General features: G+C 55.6%; 15 protein-coding genes. 13 read left to right on the top strand and 2 right to left on the bottom strand.

Annotation, left to right across the window (positions count from 1 at the left end):
- Positions 1–31: 31 nt before the first annotated feature.
- The gene (gppA, locus tag Q3H59_RS19455) at positions 32–1516 is read right to left on the bottom strand and encodes a guanosine-5'-triphosphate,3'-diphosphate diphosphatase (RefSeq protein ID WP_309836434.1); all 1485 of its coding nucleotides are present in this window, start codon (positions 1514–1516) and stop codon (positions 32–34) included.
- Between the two features lie 7 nt (positions 1517–1523).
- Positions 1524–2819, bottom strand: a complete 1296-nt coding sequence (gene rhlB / locus Q3H59_RS19450; protein WP_110867909.1) for an ATP-dependent RNA helicase RhlB — start codon at positions 2817–2819, stop codon at positions 1524–1526.
- A 117-nt stretch (positions 2820–2936) separates the two neighbouring features.
- On the opposite strand from rhlB, the gene trxA reads away from it, so the two are divergent.
- From trxA to wzyE, 13 genes are all read left to right on the top strand, one after another.
- Complete coding sequence (trxA, locus tag Q3H59_RS19445) at positions 2937–3269, top strand: thioredoxin TrxA (protein WP_008105741.1); 333 nt, start codon at positions 2937–2939, stop codon at positions 3267–3269.
- Between the two features lie 345 nt (positions 3270–3614).
- Positions 3615–4874, top strand: a complete 1260-nt coding sequence (gene rho, locus Q3H59_RS19440; protein ID WP_008105744.1) for a transcription termination factor Rho — start codon at positions 3615–3617, stop codon at positions 4872–4874.
- A 278-nt stretch (positions 4875–5152) separates the two neighbouring features.
- Entirely contained in the window at positions 5153–6226 is a 1074-nt protein-coding gene (gene wecA, locus Q3H59_RS19435) for a UDP-N-acetylglucosamine--undecaprenyl-phosphate N-acetylglucosaminephosphotransferase (protein WP_101763775.1), read from the top strand.
- A 34-nt stretch (positions 6227–6260) separates the two neighbouring features.
- Positions 6261–7310 (top strand): ECA polysaccharide chain length modulation protein, encoded by a 1050-nt coding sequence (wzzE, locus tag Q3H59_RS19430; RefSeq protein ID WP_309836429.1) that lies wholly within the window; start codon positions 6261–6263, stop codon positions 7308–7310.
- Positions 7311–7320: 10 nt separating this feature from the next.
- Positions 7321–8445 (top strand): non-hydrolyzing UDP-N-acetylglucosamine 2-epimerase, encoded by a 1125-nt coding sequence (gene wecB, locus Q3H59_RS19425; protein ID WP_309836428.1) that lies wholly within the window; start codon positions 7321–7323, stop codon positions 8443–8445.
- Between the two features lie 2 nt (positions 8446–8447).
- Positions 8448–9707 carry a UDP-N-acetyl-D-mannosamine dehydrogenase gene (gene wecC, locus Q3H59_RS19420; RefSeq protein ID WP_309836426.1) on the top strand — a complete coding sequence of 420 codons (1260 nt, stop codon included), beginning with the start codon at positions 8448–8450 and terminating at the stop codon, positions 9705–9707.
- Entirely contained in the window at positions 9704–10780 is a 1077-nt protein-coding gene (gene rfbB, locus Q3H59_RS19415; RefSeq protein WP_309836424.1) for a dTDP-glucose 4,6-dehydratase, read from the top strand. The genes wecC and rfbB overlap by 4 nt, the downstream gene beginning before the upstream one ends.
- 22 nt (positions 10781–10802) lie before the next feature.
- Positions 10803–11684, top strand: a complete 882-nt coding sequence (gene rfbA / locus Q3H59_RS19410) for a glucose-1-phosphate thymidylyltransferase RfbA (protein WP_101763770.1) — start codon at positions 10803–10805, stop codon at positions 11682–11684.
- Positions 11662–12360 carry a dTDP-4-amino-4,6-dideoxy-D-galactose acyltransferase gene (gene rffC, locus Q3H59_RS19405; protein WP_309836421.1) on the top strand — a complete coding sequence of 233 codons (699 nt, stop codon included), beginning with the start codon at positions 11662–11664 and terminating at the stop codon, positions 12358–12360. Before rfbA ends, rffC begins: the two co-directional genes overlap by 23 nt.
- Positions 12357–13487, top strand: a complete 1131-nt coding sequence (gene rffA / locus Q3H59_RS19400) for a dTDP-4-amino-4,6-dideoxygalactose transaminase (RefSeq protein WP_008105756.1) — start codon at positions 12357–12359, stop codon at positions 13485–13487. The genes rffC and rffA overlap by 4 nt, the downstream gene beginning before the upstream one ends.
- Positions 13487–14740: a lipid III flippase WzxE gene (wzxE, locus tag Q3H59_RS19395; protein WP_101763767.1), complete on the top strand. Its 1254-nt coding sequence runs from the start codon at positions 13487–13489 to the stop codon at positions 14738–14740. The genes rffA and wzxE overlap by 1 nt, the downstream gene beginning before the upstream one ends.
- Positions 14737–15807, top strand: coding sequence for a TDP-N-acetylfucosamine:lipid II N-acetylfucosaminyltransferase (locus tag Q3H59_RS19390; RefSeq protein WP_210081006.1), 1071 nt, complete (start codon positions 14737–14739; stop codon positions 15805–15807). The genes wzxE and Q3H59_RS19390 overlap by 4 nt, the downstream gene beginning before the upstream one ends.
- Complete coding sequence (gene wzyE, locus Q3H59_RS19385) at positions 15804–17147, top strand: ECA oligosaccharide polymerase (protein WP_309836417.1); 1344 nt, start codon at positions 15804–15806, stop codon at positions 17145–17147. The genes Q3H59_RS19390 and wzyE overlap by 4 nt, the downstream gene beginning before the upstream one ends.
- Position 17148: the final 1 nt, after the last annotated feature.

The following is a 17148-nucleotide window of genomic DNA, read 5'->3' as shown; positions in this document are numbered from 1 at the left end:
TCGGGATGGAGGACAGCCAGCGCAATCCCAATCAGGAAATCGTCAGTAACCAGTGCACGTAGGACTGATAATGACTCTCCTGCTCTAACAGCTCAGAACGCAGCGGATGCGCTTCGCGCCAACCGGCCGGCAACGTCAAATGCAGTGCATCATCATCCGCCTGTAAACGCACGGCAGGCAAAGTGTCATCGCGACGACGACTTGAGAAGATAATCGCTAAGCGTAGCAAACGACTTAAACGCTCCGCCATGCGCGGCGGTACGGCGTTTTGCTGGGTCAGCAAGGCTAAATCGATGCTGCCGCTTTGGTTCTGCAGCAGGCAAGCCAGCATTTTTTTCTGCGCGGGAGTGAAGCCAGGAAGATCGAGATGACGAATCAGGTAAGCGGCGTGTTGCGGTGCCTGGCGGAAATCGACGCTCAGGCCAATTTCGTGGATAGAACAGGCGCTAAGGAGTAGATCGCGACATCGGTTATCCAGCTTCCAACGGCTGCTCACCTGACGGAAGAAACTTTCCGCCAACTGACGTACGCGACCGGCCTGGTCAATATCAATGGCAAAACGACGCTGCACGTTCTGCAATGTGCGGCTGCGGATATCACGATCCACCGGCAGATGCAGCATGCCATACACTAAACCTTCGCGCAGTGCGCCGCCGGCCAGCGTCATACCTTCAATGCTGAGTTCCTGGAAGATAGCGATGAGAATCGATAAACCGCTCGGGAACACTAAGGCGCGCTCCAGCGTCAATCCTTCAATTTCCAGCTCTTCCAACTTGCCGCACTGAATCGCGCGCTGTTTCAGCTGTTGCAGTTTGCTTAAGGTGATGCGCTCATCCATGCCCTGCGCCATCATAATTTCCTGCAACGCTTGTACGGTGCCCGACGCTCCGACGCAGATTTGCCAGCCTTTTTCGCGCAGCGCAGCGGCCACCGGACGGATCATCTCGCGCGCGGCCAGTTCGGCCTGCTCGAAATTCTCTTTGGCCAGATGACGGTCGCTGAAGTAGCGTTCAAGCCAGGTTACGCAACCCATCGACAAGCTGAACAGCGTGGTGGCATGTGAACCTTCGCCAGTCACCAGTTCGGTGCTGCCACCGCCGATATCGACCACTAAACGCTGATCGGAACCGCCGGTGGTATGCGCTACGCCCTGATAAATCAGGCGTGCTTCCTCTTCGCCGCTGATGACATTCACCGCGCAGCCAAGAATGTGTTCAGCCGTTGTGAGGAAATCCTGCGCATTTTCGGCAAGGCGCAGCGTGGCGGTTGCCACCACGCGGATTTGTTCCGGAGGAATATCCTGCAGCTGTTCGGAGAACAACCTCAGGCACTGCCAGCCGCGTTGCATCGCCTCAGCGGAGAGGTGATTCGCTTTGTCGAGGCCAGCCGCCAGACGCACTTTGCGCTTTATCCGCGCGACGGTCTGAATGCTGCCAGACACCTCGCGCACCACCAACATATGAAAGCTGTTAGAACCTAAATCAATCGCTGCATAAAGTGACGATGCGCTTAGCATGGTGTGCTTAACCCGAACGTTTACGGTTGCTATTGCGCGGCGCGCCGCTCCGACGGTTACTGTTGTTCCCGCCACGGCGTGGGCCGTTACCCGAGCGGCTGCGTTGCAGACGTTTCGGCGGTGGCAGTTCGCTCATCAGCGCATCGCTGTTGTACTTGCTGACCGGAATACCGTGACCAATATACTCTTCGATTGCCGGCAGGTTCAGCGCGTACTCTTCGCACGCCAGGCTGATGGAGTGACCGCTGGCACCCGCGCGGCCAGTACGACCAATACGGTGAACGTAGTCTTCACGATCGTCAGGCAGATCGTAGTTGAACACATGCGTGACGGCAGGAATGTGTAAACCCCGTGCCGCGACGTCGGTGGCAACCAGGATATCCACATCGCCTTTGGTGAAGTCATCGAGGATACGCAGACGTTTTTTCTGCGCTACATCGCCGGTCAGCAGACCCACGCGATGACCATCGGCAGCCAGATGGCCCCAAATGTCTTCACAGCGGTGCTTGGTGTTCGCAAAGATAATGGCGCGATCTGGCCACTCTTCTTCTACCAGCGTCTGCAGCAAGCGCATTTTCTCTTCATTTGAAGGGTAGAAAAGCTCTTCTTTAATACGGTGGCCGGTTTTCTGCTCGGGTTCCACTTCCACGTATTCGGCGTTGTTCATGTGCTCAAACGCCAGTTCACGCACGCGGTAAGACAAGGTTGCAGAGAACAGCATACTCAGGCGTTGGGTGGCCGGCGGCATGCGGCGGAACAGCCAACGAATGTCTTTAATAAAACCGAGATCAAACATGCGATCGGCTTCATCCAGCACAACAACCTGAATCGCGCCCAGGTTGACATGGTTCTGCTTGGCGTAGTCGATCAGACGTCCGGTGGTGCCCACCAGAATATCGACACCATCAGCCAGCACTTTCAGCTGTTTATCGTAGCCGTCGCCACCATAAGCCAGGCCCAGCTTTAAGCCAGTGACTTTCGCTAATGGTTCTGCATCGGCATGAATTTGTACGGCGAGCTCACGCGTCGGGGCCATGATCAGCGCACGTGGCTGATTGATCTGGCGACCTTCTGCGGCAGGATGAGAAAGAAGATAATGAAACGTTGACGTCAGGAACGCCATCGTTTTGCCGGTACCGGTTTGCGCCTGACCCGCAACATCACGCCCTGAAAGCGTAAAAGGCAATGCGAGCGCCTGGATAGGCGTGCAGTTAGAAAAGCCTTTGGTATCAAGGGCTTCTACCACCTGAGGGTGCAGGGCGAAGTCGGAAAACTTCTGTTCAGTTAAGTGTGTTTTGCTCATAGTGTGGTAGAATATCAGCTTACTAGCGCTTTACGAAAGCGTATCCGATGAAATAAAGTCAACCTACGTTGGTATCATTTCCGCCAATTCGCCAGGCGCAATCTTTTGGAGTTAAACATGAGCAGCGATAAGATCGTTCACTTGACCGATGACAGTTTCGACACAGACGTACTGAAAGCAGACGGTGTCACTCTGGTAGATTTCTGGGCTGAATGGTGTGGTCCTTGCAAAATGATCGCCCCAATTCTCGACGAAGTCGCAGAAGAGTACGAAGGTAAACTTACCATCGCTAAGTTGAACATTGATGACAACCCGGGTACAGCGCCAAAATATGGCATCCGCGGTATTCCAACTCTGCTGCTGTTCAAGAACGGTGAAGTGGCGGCAACCAAGGTTGGCGCACTGTCTAAAGGACAGTTGAAAGAGTTCCTGAACGCCAACCTGGCCTAAGCCCGGCGCGGTGTTTGTTCGGCAGTGGTGAATTTTTTCGCCACTGCTGGACGTCTCACTTTAAGCGTGTTAAGTTAATTTCACTGCATTACGCTCTTACCTTGTAGTTTGCATCTAAGTTTTCCCTTGTCAGACCCTACTCGCAATGAACGTTATCGTGGTTTGGCAATCTGATGACTAGCACATTCGGCATCATCTTTCGACTGTCTCCTCGTTTCCTATCGCCACATCTGACGATAATCGTCGAGCTGAGTTGAAAAAGAGCCATTAACAGGCATGGAATTTTTGCCATACCACTCACGACAATCATTTCGAGAATTACCCCGAGTTTAAGAACCCATCACTATGAATCTTACCGAATTAAAGAATACGCCGGTTTCTGAGCTGATTACCCTCGGCGAAAATATGGGGCTGGAAAACCAGGCGCGTATGCGCAAGCAGGATATTATTTTCTCTATCCTGAAACAGCACGCAAAAAGCGGCGAAGACATCTTTGGTGATGGTGTGCTGGAGATATTACAGGATGGATTTGGTTTCCTTCGTTCTGGAGATAGCTCCTACCTCGCCGGTCCCGATGATATCTACGTCTCTCCCAGCCAAATCCGCCGCTTCAACCTCCGCACTGGTGACACCATTTCTGGCAAGATTCGCCCGCCAAAAGAGGGTGAACGCTACTTTGCGCTGTTGAAAGTTAATGAAGTTAACTATGACAAGCCGGAAAACGCGCGTAACAAGATTCTGTTCGAAAACCTTACGCCGCTGCACGCCAGCAAGCGTATGCGTATGGAACGCGGTAATGGCTCGACTGAAGATCTGACCGCACGCGTGCTGGATCTGGCTTCTCCGATTGGTCGTGGTCAGCGTGGTCTGATTGTGGCGCCGCCGAAAGCGGGTAAAACCATGCTGCTGCAGAACATCGCGCAGAGCATCGCCTACAACTATCCAGATTGCCTGCTGATGGTGCTGCTGATTGACGAACGTCCGGAAGAAGTGACCGAGATGCAGCGTCTGGTTAAAGGTGAAGTGATCGCTTCGACCTTTGATGAGCCAGCGTCACGTCACGTGCAGGTTGCTGAGATGGTGATCGAGAAGGCCAAGCGCCTGGTTGAGCACAAGAAAGATGTGATCATCCTGCTTGACTCCATCACGCGTCTGGCGCGTGCCTACAACACCGTGGTTCCAGCATCAGGTAAAGTGCTGACCGGTGGTGTGGATGCTAACGCCCTGCATCGTCCGAAGCGTTTCTTCGGTGCGGCACGTAACGTGGAAGAGGGCGGCAGCCTGACCATCATCGCGACCGCGCTGGTTGATACCGGTTCGAAGATGGACGAAGTGATTTACGAAGAGTTTAAAGGTACAGGTAACATGGAATTACACCTCTCGCGCAAAATCGCCGAGAAGCGTGTATTCCCAGCGATTGACTACAATCGTTCCGGTACCCGTAAAGAAGAGCTGCTCACTACGCAGGAAGAGCTGCAGAAGATGTGGATTCTGCGCAAAATCATCCATCCAATGGGTGAAATCGACGCGATGGAGTTCCTCATCAACAAACTGGCCATGACGAAAACCAACGACGAATTCTTCGATATGATGAAGCGTTCCTAAGTTGCGATCGGCGAGTCGCTAAGCCAAGCGGTGATTCGCACAATTTGCCAGGAAATATTGCTAACGCCACGTCTTAACGTGGCGTTTTTTATTTATGGGCATTAGGATTAGCGCAGTCAGGAAGCTTTTATATTGACTGTGACAGAGATTCGTTTGTTTTTTCAGCAATCAGACTTTTCTGTAGCAGAATTCGGAATAGGGATATACGGCAATGGCGGGTGTTTTGCATATTGTTGTCCACGATTTTAGCTGAGAGCATTAACGTGAATTTACTCACTATGAGTACTGAGCTTGGTTTAGTTTTTCTTTTTACTTTAGTGTTCCTGTTTTTTGCTCGCAAAGCAGCTAAAAAAATTGGGCTTGTGGACACACCAAACTCCAGAAAAAGGCACCATGGCGCCATTCCGTTAGTTGGCGGCATTTCCGTGTACGCGGGAATCTGCTTCGCTTTTGCCATTTCAAATTATTATTTGCCGCACGCGATGCTGTATCTGAGTTGTGCGGGCGTATTGGTGCTGGTTGGCGCACTGGACGATCGCTTCGATATCAGCGTTAAAATTCGTGCGCTGGTGCAGGCGGCGGTTGCCATCGTGATGATGGTCGGCGCCAAACTCTATTTGCTCAGTCTGGGCTTTATTATCGGGCCGGTTGAGTTAATTGTCGGTCCCTTTGGCTACGTATTGACGCTATTCGCCGTATGGGCCGCCATTAACGCGTTCAATATGGTGGATGGGATTGATGGCCTGCTTGGCGGCCTCTCCAGCGTCACTTTCGCCGCCATCGGCATCATTCTCTATTTCGACGGCCAGACCAGCCTCGCCATGTGGTGCTTCGCGATGATCGCCGCCACCATTCCTTATATCCTGCTTAATCTCGGCTTGATTGGCCGTCGCTACAAAGTGTTTATGGGCGATGCCGGTAGCACCATGATCGGTTTCACCATCATCTGGATTCTGCTGGAAACCACCCAAGGCCTGAGCCATCCGATCACGCCCGTCACTGCGCTGTGGCTGATCGCGATTCCGCTGATGGATATGGTGGCGATTATGTATCGCCGTTTGCGCAAAGGCATGAGCCCGTTTTCCGCTGACCGCCAGCACATCCACCATTTAATTATGCGCGCCGGATTCACGTCACGTCAGGCGTTCCTGCTGATTACCGTCGCCGCCGCGCTTCTGGCGGGTATTGGTGTGCTCGGCGAGTATCTGGCTTTCATCCCGGAATGGGTGATGCTGGTGCTGTTCATGATGGCATTCCTCCTTTATGGCTATTGCCTGAAACACGCATGGCGCGTGGCGCGCAAAATCCGTCGCATTAAACGTCGCTGGCAAAGCAGCGAAGATAAAAAATAAATTACCCAGAAAGTACCCTGATAAGGATTTTGTTATGACCTCTGTCGTTGTGGAGAACGAACTGGATATACGTGGCCTTGGCTGCACACTCTGGCGTGGTAAACGCTGGATTATCGGTCTGGCGCTGATGTTTGCGCTGGTCGCCTGGCTAGCATCGATGTTAATGAAGCAGGCGTGGAGCACCACGGCGGTGACCGATCGTCCAACGGTCAATATGCTGGGTGATTTCTTCGTACAGCAGCAATTCCTCAATAATCTGGATGTGCGCACCAATACGCTCAATCTCAGTTCGCCAGCGCCGACCGTGATGGATGAGGTTTATCAGGAGTTCACCATGCAGCTGGCATCATGGGATACGCGCCGTGATTTCTGGCAGCAGACCGAATACTTCAAAAGCCGCAAAAGCGGTAACGCGCACAACGATGCGGCGCTGCTCGACGACCTGATCACCAACATTCAGTTCACCGCTGCCGACCCGGCGCGCAATATCTTAGATAACATTAAGCTGGTGGCCGAAACCGCCAGCGATGCTAACAATCTGCTGCGTCAATATATCGCCTACGCCAGCGAGCGTGCGGCGCGTCATCTTAATGCGGAGCTGAAAGGCGCCTGGCAGGCGCGCAGCGTGCAGCTGGCGTCGCAGGTTAACCGCCAGCAGGAAGTGGCGCAGGCGGTATTTGAACGTCAACGTCAGCGCATCGAGCAGGCGCTGAAAGTGGCGAGCGAGCAGGGGATTAAAGAGAACCGCGCGCCGGCAACCGGCGAAGCGCTGCCAGACAGCGATCGTTTCCTGCTGGGTCAGCAAATGCTGCAGGCGCAACTCGACACCTTGCAAGCCAGCGGGCCTGCTTACGATTTAAGCTATGATCAAAACAAAGCGATGCTGAGTACGCTGCAGGCCGGTCCGCGTCTGGATAAACAATTCCAGACTTACCGCTATTTGCGCACCCCGGAAGAGCCGGTGTCGCGCGATAGTCCGCGCCGCCTGTTTATGATGATCATGTGGGGCGTAATTGGCGCGCTGGTCGGTGCGGGAGTGGCGCTGGTGCGTCGTCCGCGTTCAACGTTAGCAACGAGCCATTAAGAGAAGCCACGTGAAAGTTCTGACGGTATTTGGCACGCGTCCTGAAGCGATAAAAATGTCTCCGCTGGTGCAGGCGCTGGCGCAGGATGCTGCGTTCGAGTCACGCCTATGCGTCACCGCACAACATCGTGAAATGCTCGACCAGGTGCTGCGTTTGTTCCAGCTGCAGCCTGATTATGATCTGAATATCATGCGCCCGGAGCAAGGGCTGACGGAGATCACCAGCCGCATACTGCAGGGCATGAAAACCGTACTCGCCGATTTCCAGCCGGATGTGGTGTTAGTGCACGGCGATACCACCACCACGTTTGCGGCCAGCCTGGCGGCGTTTTATCACCAGATTCCGGTGGGTCACGTAGAAGCGGGATTGCGTACCGGCAACCTGATGTCGCCGTGGCCGGAAGAGGCCAATCGCACGCTCACCGGCCATCTCGCCAGTTATCACTTCACGCCCACGCAAAATTCGCGACAAAATCTGCTGCGCGAGAATCTGCCGGATGCGCGCATTTTCGTGACGGGCAACACGGTGATTGATGCGCTGCTGTGGGTGCGTGATCGCGTGCTGGACGATGCCGATCTCAATGCCCGCCTCGCCGCGCGCTATCCGTTCCTCGACGCTGACAAAAAACTCATTCTGGTTACGGGTCATCGCCGCGAAAGTTTTGGCGACGGCTTTGAACGCATTTGCAGTGCGCTGGCGCAAATCGCGCGCCAGCATCCGCAGGTGCAAATTGTCTATCCCGTGCACCTCAATCCCAACGTCAGCGAGCCGGTTAACCGCATTCTCAGCGGCATCGAGAATATCATCCTGATTGAGCCGCAAGAGTATCTGCCGTTTGTCTGGCTGATGAATCGCTCATGGCTGATTCTCACCGACTCCGGTGGCATTCAGGAAGAAGCGCCGTCATTAGGCAAACCGGTGCTGGTGATGCGCGATACCACCGAGCGTCCGGAAGCGGTGGACGCAGGCACGGTGAAACTGGTCGGCACCGATATCAGTAAAATTGTCGCTGAAGTCAGCCTGCTGTTGCAGGACGATGAAGCCTGGCAGGCAATGAGTCGCGCGCACAATCCGTATGGCGATGGCCATGCCTGCGCGCGCATCTTGCAGGCCCTAAAACAACACAGAGTGTAACCATGCGTTTTGAAACCATTTCCGTTATCGGACTGGGCTACATTGGGCTGCCAACGGCAGCCGTTTTTGCCTCAAAGGGAAAGAAAGTCGTTGGGGTGGATATTAATGTCCGCGCCGTTGAAACCATCAATCGTGGCGATATCCATATCGTGGAACCCGAGTTGGGTGATGTGGTGCGCGAAGCGGTGCGTGCCGGTCATCTACGTGCGACTACACAGGCCGAAGCCGCCGATGCATTCCTGATCGCCGTGCCCACGCCGTTTATCGGCGACCATCAGCCGGATCTCAGCTATGTGCAGGCCGCGGCGCTGTCGATTGCACCCGTGTTAAAAGCGGGCGATCTGGTGATCCTCGAATCGACGTCGCCGGTGGGCGCCACCGAGCAAATGGCGGAATGGCTGGCGGCGGCGCGTCCCGATTTGCGTTTCCCGCAGCACGGTGATGCGTGCGATGTGTTTATCGCTTACTGCCCGGAGCGCGTGTTACCCGGCAAAGTGATGGTTGAACTGCTGGAAAACGATCGCGTCATTGGTGGCATGACGCCAGCCTGTTGCGCACGCGCCAGCGAGCTGTACCGCATTTTCCTGCGCGGCGCGTGTGTGGAAACCAATGCGCGTACCGCCGAGATGTGCAAATTGACAGAAAACAGCTTCCGCGATGTGAATATCGCCTTTGCCAATGAGCTTTCGCTGATTTGCGCCGAGCAGGGCATCAACGTGTGGGAACTGATTGCGCTCGCGAATCGCCATCCGCGCGTCAACATCCTGCAACCCGGACCGGGCGTCGGCGGGCACTGTATCGCCGTCGATCCGTGGTTTATCGTGGCGCAGAATCCAGAACAGGCGCGACTGATTCGCACCGCACGTGAAGTGAATGATGCCAAACCGGGCTGGGTGCTGGATCAGGTAAAGCAGGCGTTAGCAGAGTGCCTTACCGCCAGCGGCAAACGCGCCAGCGATGTCACCATTGCCTGCTTTGGTCTGGCCTTCAAACCGAATATTGACGATCTGCGCGAAAGTCCGGCGATGAGCGTCGCCCATCGTATTGCCGAGTGGCACAGCGGCGTAACCTGGGTGGTTGAACCGCATGTGGAAGACATTCCGCAACGTCTGGCGCACGAAGCCACGCTGGTTGCTACGGATGTAGCGCTGCAGCAGGCGGATATTCTGGTGATGCTGGTTGATCACGCACAGTTCCGCGCGATTGATGCGGCCCAGCTTGCCCAGCCGTGGATTGTTGATACCAAAGGCGTGTGGCGATGAAACAGTTTTTGGTGACCGGCGGGGCAGGATTTATCGGTTCTGCGCTGGTACGTTTTCTGCTTGAAAACACCGAACACCGCGTGGTGGTGGTCGATAAGCTGAGCTATGCCGGCAATCTGGCGTCGCTGGCGCCGGTGCAACAGAATGCACGTTTCGCCTTCGAACAGGTGGATATTTGCCATCGCGCTGAGCTGGATCGCGTCATGGCGCACTATCAACCGGATTGCATTATGCATCTGGCGGCAGAAAGTCATGTTGACCGCTCGATCGATGGACCTATCGCCTTCGTCGAAACCAATATTGTCGGCACCTATCAGCTGCTGGAAGCGGCGCGTCATTACTGGAATGGCATGGCAGATGAACGTAAAAAAGGCTTCATTCTGCACCATATCTCCACTGATGAAGTGTTTGGTGACCTGCACGGTAGCGACGACTTCTTTACCGAAACCACGCCGTATGCGCCGAGCAGCCCCTATTCGGCGACCAAAGCCAGCAGCGATCATCTGGTGCGCGCCTGGCTGCGCACCTACGGTTTGCCGGTCATCATCACTAACTGCTCCAACAATTACGGACCGTATCATTTCCCGGAGAAGCTGATCCCACTCACCATCATTAATGCGCTGGCGGGCAAACCGCTGCCAGTGTATGGCAACGGCAGCCAGATACGCGACTGGCTATATGTAGAGGATCACGCGCGGGCGCTGTATAGCGTAGTGAGCAGCGGTAAAGTGGGGGAAACCTACAATATTGGTGGTCATAACGAGCGACGTAATCTTGAAGTGGTGGAAACGCTGTGCGATCTGCTGGATGAGTTGGCGCCGCAACAGCGTGCACCGCACCTGAGCCGCTACCGTGACCTGATTACCTTTGTTAGCGATCGTCCCGGCCACGACCAGCGCTACGCCATCGACGCCAGTAAAATTGAGCGTGAGCTGGGTTGGACGCCGCAGGAAACCTTTGAGAGCGGCATTCGTAAAACCGTGCACTGGTATCTGGCAAACCCGCAATGGTGGCAGGCAATTCTTAACGGCAGCTATCGCGGTGAGCGTCTGGGATTAGCCACGCCGCGTTAAACGCACTTCAGAAGGAGCAGCGATGAAAGGCATTATTTTAGCCGGAGGTTCGGGCACGCGTTTGCATCCGATTACCCGCGCCATCTCGAAACAGCTGTTGCCGGTATATGACAAACCCATGATTTACTATCCGCTGTCGGTACTGATGCTGGCAGGGATTCGCGAAATTTTGATCATCACCACGCCAGAAGATCGCGCCCATTTTGAACGTTTACTGGGCGACGGCAGTGAATTTGGGATTCAGCTAACCTATGCAGAACAACCCCGTCCTGATGGGCTGGCGCAGGCATTTATCATTGGCGAAAGTTTTATTGGTGACGATCACTGTTGTCTGGTGCTGGGCGACAATCTCTATTTCGGCCAGGGTTTCAGCCCCAAGCTGAAGAAAGTGGCCGCGCGCAGCAGCGGCGCGACCGTCTTTGCTTATCAGGTGATGGATCCGGAGCGTTTTGGCGTGGTGGAGTTTGATGACGACTTTAACGCGCTCTCCATTGAGGAAAAACCGCAGCAGCCGAAATCGCGCTGGGCGGTCACCGGACTCTATTTTTACGACAACCGCGTGGTGGAGTTCGCCAAACAGGTGAAACCTTCCGAGCGCGGTGAGCTGGAAATCACCGCCATCAACCAAATGTATCTCGATCAGGGCGAGCTGGCGGTGGAGTTGCTGGGGCGCGGATTTGCCTGGCTGGATACCGGCACGCACGACAGCCTGATTGAGGCGAGTATGTTTGTGCAGACGGTGGAAAAACGGCAGGGCTTTAAAATTGCCTGCCTGGAAGAGATTGCATGGCGTAACGGCTGGCTGAGCGATGCCCAGCTTTTAGCCGCGGCTCAGGCGCTAACCAAAACCGGCTACGGCCAGTATCTGCTGGATGTTCACAATGCCCGTCCGCGTCAATATTGATCCCCTTACGTGGGAAAATGGCTTTTTCGGTCAGAACAGCGCGCGCTTATCGCTGGATGGCGATTTGGTGCTGGCCGAGGCCCTTCAGCAGCCGTATGCGCTGTGGCAAGTGAAGGTGCCCGCTGAACGCGTTGATGCCATCGATGCGCTGAGCCAGCATGGTTTTCAGTTAGTGGAAGGCGAAGCTGACCTTTCCCTCAGCATCAAACATACCGAGCGGCAAGTTGGCGTGCGCATTGCGCGGGAAGCACAAATCCCGGCACTGCGTGAAGCGGCTGCGCAGGCGTTTAGCCAAAGTCGCTTCCGCGCGCCGTGGTTTGCTGCAGCAGACAGCGGACGTTTCTACGCGCAGTGGATTGAAAATGCGGTGCGCGGCACCTTTGATAATCAATGTCTGGTGGCCTGCGATGAGCAGGGCGCGCTGCAAGGTTTCGTCTCGATGCGCGAAGTGGACGGCGACATGCGCATCGGTCTGCTGGCGGTATTGCCCGCCGCACAAGGTTGCGGCGTCGGCCTGCGCTTACTGCTTGCTGCCGCCGACTGGGGCCGCGTGCGTCAGCTAACGCATCTGCGCGTGGCGACCCAGCTCAGTAATCTCACGGCGATGCGCCTCTATTTACGCAGCGGTGCGCGGCTGGAAAGCACCGCTTACTGGTTCTACAGGAAAGTCTCATGATCCCATTTAATGCGCCGCCGATTGTCGGCAGCGAAGTTGAATATATGCAGTCGGCGATGGCCAGCGGCAAGCTGTGCGGCGATGGCGGCTTTACTCGCCGCTGCCAGCAGTGGATGGAACAGCATTTCGGCAGCAAAAAAGTGCTGCTGACGCCATCCTGCACCGCGTCGCTGGAGATGGCGGCGCTGCTGATTGACCTGCAGCCTGGCGATGAAGTGATCATGCCGAGTTACACCTTCGTCTCCACCGCCAACGCCTTTGTGCTGCGCGGCGCGACCATTGTGTTTGTCGATGTGCGCCCCGATACGCTAAATATCGATGAAACGCTGATTGAAGCGGCGATCACGCCGAAAACCCGCGCCATCGTGCCAGTGCATTACGCGGGCGTGGCCTGCGAGATGGACAGCATCATGGCGCTGGCGGCGAAGCATAAACTCTATGTTATCGAGGATGCCGCGCAAGGCGTGATGTCGCAGTACAAAGGACGCGCGCTCGGCACCATTGGTCACATTGGCTGCTTTAGCTTTCACGAAACTAAAAATTACACCGCCGGCGGTGAAGGCGGCGCAACGCTGATCAATGACGCGAAGCTGGTGGATCGTGCCGAGATCATTCGTGAAAAAGGCACCAACCGCAGCCAGTTTTTCCGTGGTCAGGTAGATAAATATACCTGGCGCGATATTGGCTCCAGCTATTTGATGGCGGATTTGCAGGCGGCCTATTTGTGGGCGCAGCTGGAAGCGGCGGAGCAAATTAATCAGCAGCGTTTGCGTTTGTGGCAACGCTACTACGATGCGCTGCAGCCGCTGGCTGCTGCCGGCCGTATTGAGCTGCCGGTGGTGCCAAAAAATTGCCGCCACAATGCACATATGTTCTACATCAAGCTGCGCGACAGCGACGATCGTCAGGCGCTGATCAACTGGATGAAAGAGGCGGAAATCCTCACGGTGTTCCATTACATCCCGCTGCACTCGTCGCCAGCGGGTGAACGTTTTGGCCGCTTCCACGGTGATGATGCCTTTACCACGCGTGAAAGCGAGCGCCTGCTGCGCCTGCCACTGTTCTACAACTTATCGGATAACAACCAGCGTACGGTGATCAGTTCGCTGCTGAGTTTCTTTGCCTGATGTCATTAGCAAAAGCATCAGTCTGGACCGCTTCTTCCACGCTGGTAAAAATCGTTGCTGGCCTGCTGGTGGTGAAACTGTTAGCGATAAGCTTCGGACCCGAAGGGATCGGGCAAGCCGGTAACTTCCGCCAGTTGATTACTGTACTCGGCGTATTGGCGGGCGCGGGCATCTTCAACGGCGTCACTACGTTAGTCGCGCAACATCAGCAACAGCCACAACAACTGCGCGCGGTGACCGGCACGGCTTCGGCGATTGTGCTCGGTTTTTCAACGCTGCTGGCGCTGGTGTTTTTGCTGGCGGCAACGCCCATCAGCACGGCGCTGTTTGGTCATGCTGAATATGCCAACGTGGTGCGCATTGTCGCCTTTCTGCAGCTCGGTATTGCCTGGGCCAATCTGACGCTGGCGTTGCTGAAGGGCTTCCGCGATGCGCGCGGCAATGCGCTGGCGCTGATTGCCGGAAGTATCGTCGGCGTGCTGGGTTATGTGCTGTGCTGGTGGCTGGGCGGCTATGCTGGTGCGTTAGTGGGGTTGGCGCTGGTGCCGGCGCTGCTGGTGTTTCCGGCGTTGCTGATGCTACGTCGCCATCGCGATCGGCTGCCGCTGAGCTGGCTGATGCCAGGCTGGCATCCTGACCTGGCGCGCAATCTGGCGAAGTTTACGCTGATGGCGCTGATCACCTCATTCACCTTGCCGGTGGCGTGGGTGATGATGCGAAATCTGCTGGCCGAGCAGCAAGGCTGGGCGCAGGTTGGTTTATGGCAGGGCGTGACCAGTATTTCCGATGCCTACCTGCAGTTTATCACCGCCACCTTTAGCGTCTGGCTGCTGCCCACGCTGGCGCGGCTGGAGCAGAAACCGCAAATCGCCCGTGAGATTGGGCGTGCGCTGCGCTTTGTGTTACCTGCCGTCGCAGCGGCCAGTTTCTGCGTATGGCTGCTGCGCGATGTCGCTATATGGCTGCTGTTTTCGCCGCAGTTCAGCGCGATGCGTGACCTTTTTGTCTGGCAGTTGTGCGGTGATGTGTTTAAAGTCGGCGCCTATGTTTTCGGATATCTGGTGATCGCCAAAGCGTCACTGCGCTTCTATATTCTGACGGAAATCAGCCAGTTTGCGCTGCTGACCGGTTTTTCCCATTGGCTGATTCCGCTGCACGGTACCGCTGGAGCCGCGCAGGCTTACATGGCAACCTACGTTCTCTATTTCGCCCTGTGTTGTGGCGCCTTCATGATTTATTGCCGGAAAAAATGACGACTTTTCACGTATTGGGATCGGATATCCCGCATCACAATCATACGGTGCTGCGCTTCTTTAATGACGTAATGAGCGCCGAGCTGCCAGGCGCTGCCCCGCGTCAGTTTATGGTGGTATCCAGCGCGCCCGAAACGCTGCAAGCGTATGCTTCATTGCAGATTGAAACCTTTGCCAGCAAGCATGCGCTGGCGCAAGCGGTGGTGACGCGTGCTGCCGATCGCTCGCAGCGCTTCTTCTTTCACGGCCAGTTTAATCCCAGCATTTGGTTGGCCTTGCTGAGCGGCAAACTGCGTCGTCAGCAGGCGTTCTGGCATGTATGGGGCGCGGATCTCTACGAAGAAGGGCGCGGTCTTAAGTATCAGCTGTTTTATCTGCTGCGCAGAATGGCGCAAGGACGCGTGGCGCGCGTGTTTGCGACGCGCGGTGATTTGCACCATTTCCAGCAGCGTCATCCGCGCGTTCCCGCCTCGCTGCTCTATTTCCCGACGCGCATGCCGGATGTGGCGCTGCCTGCGCCAATGGAAAGCCCCGATTTCACTATTCTGCTCGGTAACTCCGGCGATCGCAGTAATCGTCACATTGCCGGTTTAGAGGCGATTCGAGCCCAGTTTGGTGAACAGGTGAAAATCGTCGTGCCGCTCGGTTATCCGCAGAATAATCACGCTTATATCGATGAGATTGCCGCCGCCGCACAGCGCCTGTTCCCGGCGGGGCAAGTGACGCTGCTGCGCGACAAGATCGACTTTGATGCCTATCTGACATTGCTTAGCCGCTGCCAGCTCGGCTATTTTATGTTCGAGCGCCAGCAAGGCATTGGTACGCTTTGCTTGCTGATTCAGGCCAATATTCCGTTTGTGCTGAACCGCAAAAATCCGTTCTGGCGCGATCTTAGCGAGCAAGGTTTGCCGGTGCTGTTTAGCGAAGATGCGCTGGATAGCGCCAGCGTGGCCGAAGCGCAACGGCAATTAGCGCAATGCGATCACTCTTCGATTGCCTTTTTTGCCCCCGGCTATCTGGCAGGCTGGCGCGACGCGCTAACCCTGAGTGAAAGGGAGAGAACATGAGCCTGATGCAGTTTAGTGGTCTGCTGGTGGTTTATCTGTGTTCGCTGGGTTTCATTCTGACCCTAACCTGGCGGGAATTTAAACGGGTGCGCTTCAACTTCCACCTGTTCTTCACCATTCTGTTTTTGTTGACCTTCTATTTCGGCTTCCCGCTGACCAGCGTGCTGGTATTCCGCTTTAACGTGGCGGTGGTGCCGCCGGAATATCTGCTGCAGGCGCTGCTGGCCGCTACCAGCTTTTATGCCATCTATTACGTTAGCTACAAGGTGCGGCTGCGGCCGGCCAATGCGCCTGCGCGCAAACCCTGGCTGCAGATGAACCGGGTTGAAACCCATCTGACCTGTCTGCTGCTGGCGCTGGTGGCAATTGGCACCGTGACGGTGTTCTTTATGCACAACGGCCTGCTGCTGTTCCGGCTTTCGGCTTACAACCAGATCTTCTCCAGCGAAGTGTCCGGCGTGGCGCTTAAACGCTTCTTCTACTTCTTTATTCCGGCGATGCTGATTCGCTACTTCCTCAAGCCAACCCAGCGTCAGTGGCTGTGGTTTTTGCTGGTGTCGGTGGCATTTGGCTTGCTGACCTACGCGCTGGTGGGCGGCACGCGCGCCAATATCATTATCGCGTTCGCGCTGTTCTTGTTTATTGGCATTACGCGCGGCTGGATCACGCTGTGGATGCTGGTTGGCGCCGGTGTGATGGCGATTGGCGGTATGTTCTGGCTGGCGTTGCGTCGCTATAACCTCGACGTGGTGGGCGATGAAGCGTTTTATACCTTCCTTTATCTGACGCGCGACACCTTCTCGCCGTGGGAAAATCTGGCGCTGTTACTGCAAAACTACGACAAGATCGATTTTCAGGGGCTGGCACCGATTTGGCGCGATTTCTACGTGTTCATTCCCAGCTGGATGTGGCCGGGACGTCCAACAGCCATTCTTAACAGCGCTAACTACTTTACCTGGGAAGTGCTGAATAACCATTCCGGCTTGGCGATCTCGCCCACGCTGTTGGGTTCGCTGGTGGTGATGGGCGGCGTGTGGTTTATCCCAATCGGTGCGGTGGCTGTCGGCCTGCTGATGAAAGGCTTCGATAACCTTTATCTTTATGGCCGCGATACCAGCAATCGTTACAGCGGGGCGATTTTGCAGAGTTTCTGCTTCGGCGCGGTGTTTAATATGATCGTGCTGGCGCGTGAAGGGCTGGATGCTTTCGGCTCGCGCGTGGTGTTCTTTTGTCTGATTTTTGCGGCCTGTATGTGGGCGGCTAAATTGCTTTACTGGCTGTTGGCGCGCGCGGGGTTGATTCGCCCGCGCAGCAAGCCGGTTTTACACAGCCCTTCTTAAC

It is taken from the genome of Pantoea sp. SORGH_AS_0659, from assembly GCF_031453915.1.
Lineage (GTDB): Bacteria > Pseudomonadota > Gammaproteobacteria > Enterobacterales > Enterobacteriaceae > Pantoea > Pantoea leporis.
This window is presented reverse-complemented; position numbering and strand designations above follow the sequence as displayed.

Excerpts from the sequence above, each read along its gene's own strand:
- gppA (WP_309836434.1), bottom strand. The coding sequence starts at position 1,516 with ATGCTAAGCGCATCGTCACTTTATGCAGCGATTGATTTAGGTTCTAAC.
- rhlB (WP_110867909.1), bottom strand. The coding sequence starts at position 2,819 with ATGAGCAAAACACACTTAACTGAACAGAAGTTTTCCGACTTCGCCCTG.
- trxA (WP_008105741.1), top strand. The coding sequence starts at position 2,937 with ATGAGCAGCGATAAGATCGTTCACTTGACCGATGACAGTTTCGACACA.
- rho (WP_008105744.1), top strand. The coding sequence starts at position 3,615 with ATGAATCTTACCGAATTAAAGAATACGCCGGTTTCTGAGCTGATTACC.
- wecA (WP_101763775.1), top strand. The coding sequence starts at position 5,153 with ATGAGTACTGAGCTTGGTTTAGTTTTTCTTTTTACTTTAGTGTTCCTG.
- wzzE (WP_309836429.1), top strand. The coding sequence starts at position 6,261 with ATGACCTCTGTCGTTGTGGAGAACGAACTGGATATACGTGGCCTTGGC.
- wecC (WP_309836426.1), top strand. The coding sequence starts at position 8,448 with ATGCGTTTTGAAACCATTTCCGTTATCGGACTGGGCTACATTGGGCTG.
- rfbB (WP_309836424.1), top strand. The coding sequence starts at position 9,704 with ATGAAACAGTTTTTGGTGACCGGCGGGGCAGGATTTATCGGTTCTGCG.
- rfbA (WP_101763770.1), top strand. The coding sequence starts at position 10,803 with ATGAAAGGCATTATTTTAGCCGGAGGTTCGGGCACGCGTTTGCATCCG.
- rffC (WP_309836421.1), top strand. The coding sequence starts at position 11,662 with ATGCCCGTCCGCGTCAATATTGATCCCCTTACGTGGGAAAATGGCTTT.
- rffA (WP_008105756.1), top strand. The coding sequence starts at position 12,357 with ATGATCCCATTTAATGCGCCGCCGATTGTCGGCAGCGAAGTTGAATAT.
- wzxE (WP_101763767.1), top strand. The coding sequence starts at position 13,487 with ATGTCATTAGCAAAAGCATCAGTCTGGACCGCTTCTTCCACGCTGGTA.
- Q3H59_RS19390 (WP_210081006.1), top strand. The coding sequence starts at position 14,737 with ATGACGACTTTTCACGTATTGGGATCGGATATCCCGCATCACAATCAT.
- wzyE (WP_309836417.1), top strand. The coding sequence starts at position 15,804 with ATGAGCCTGATGCAGTTTAGTGGTCTGCTGGTGGTTTATCTGTGTTCG.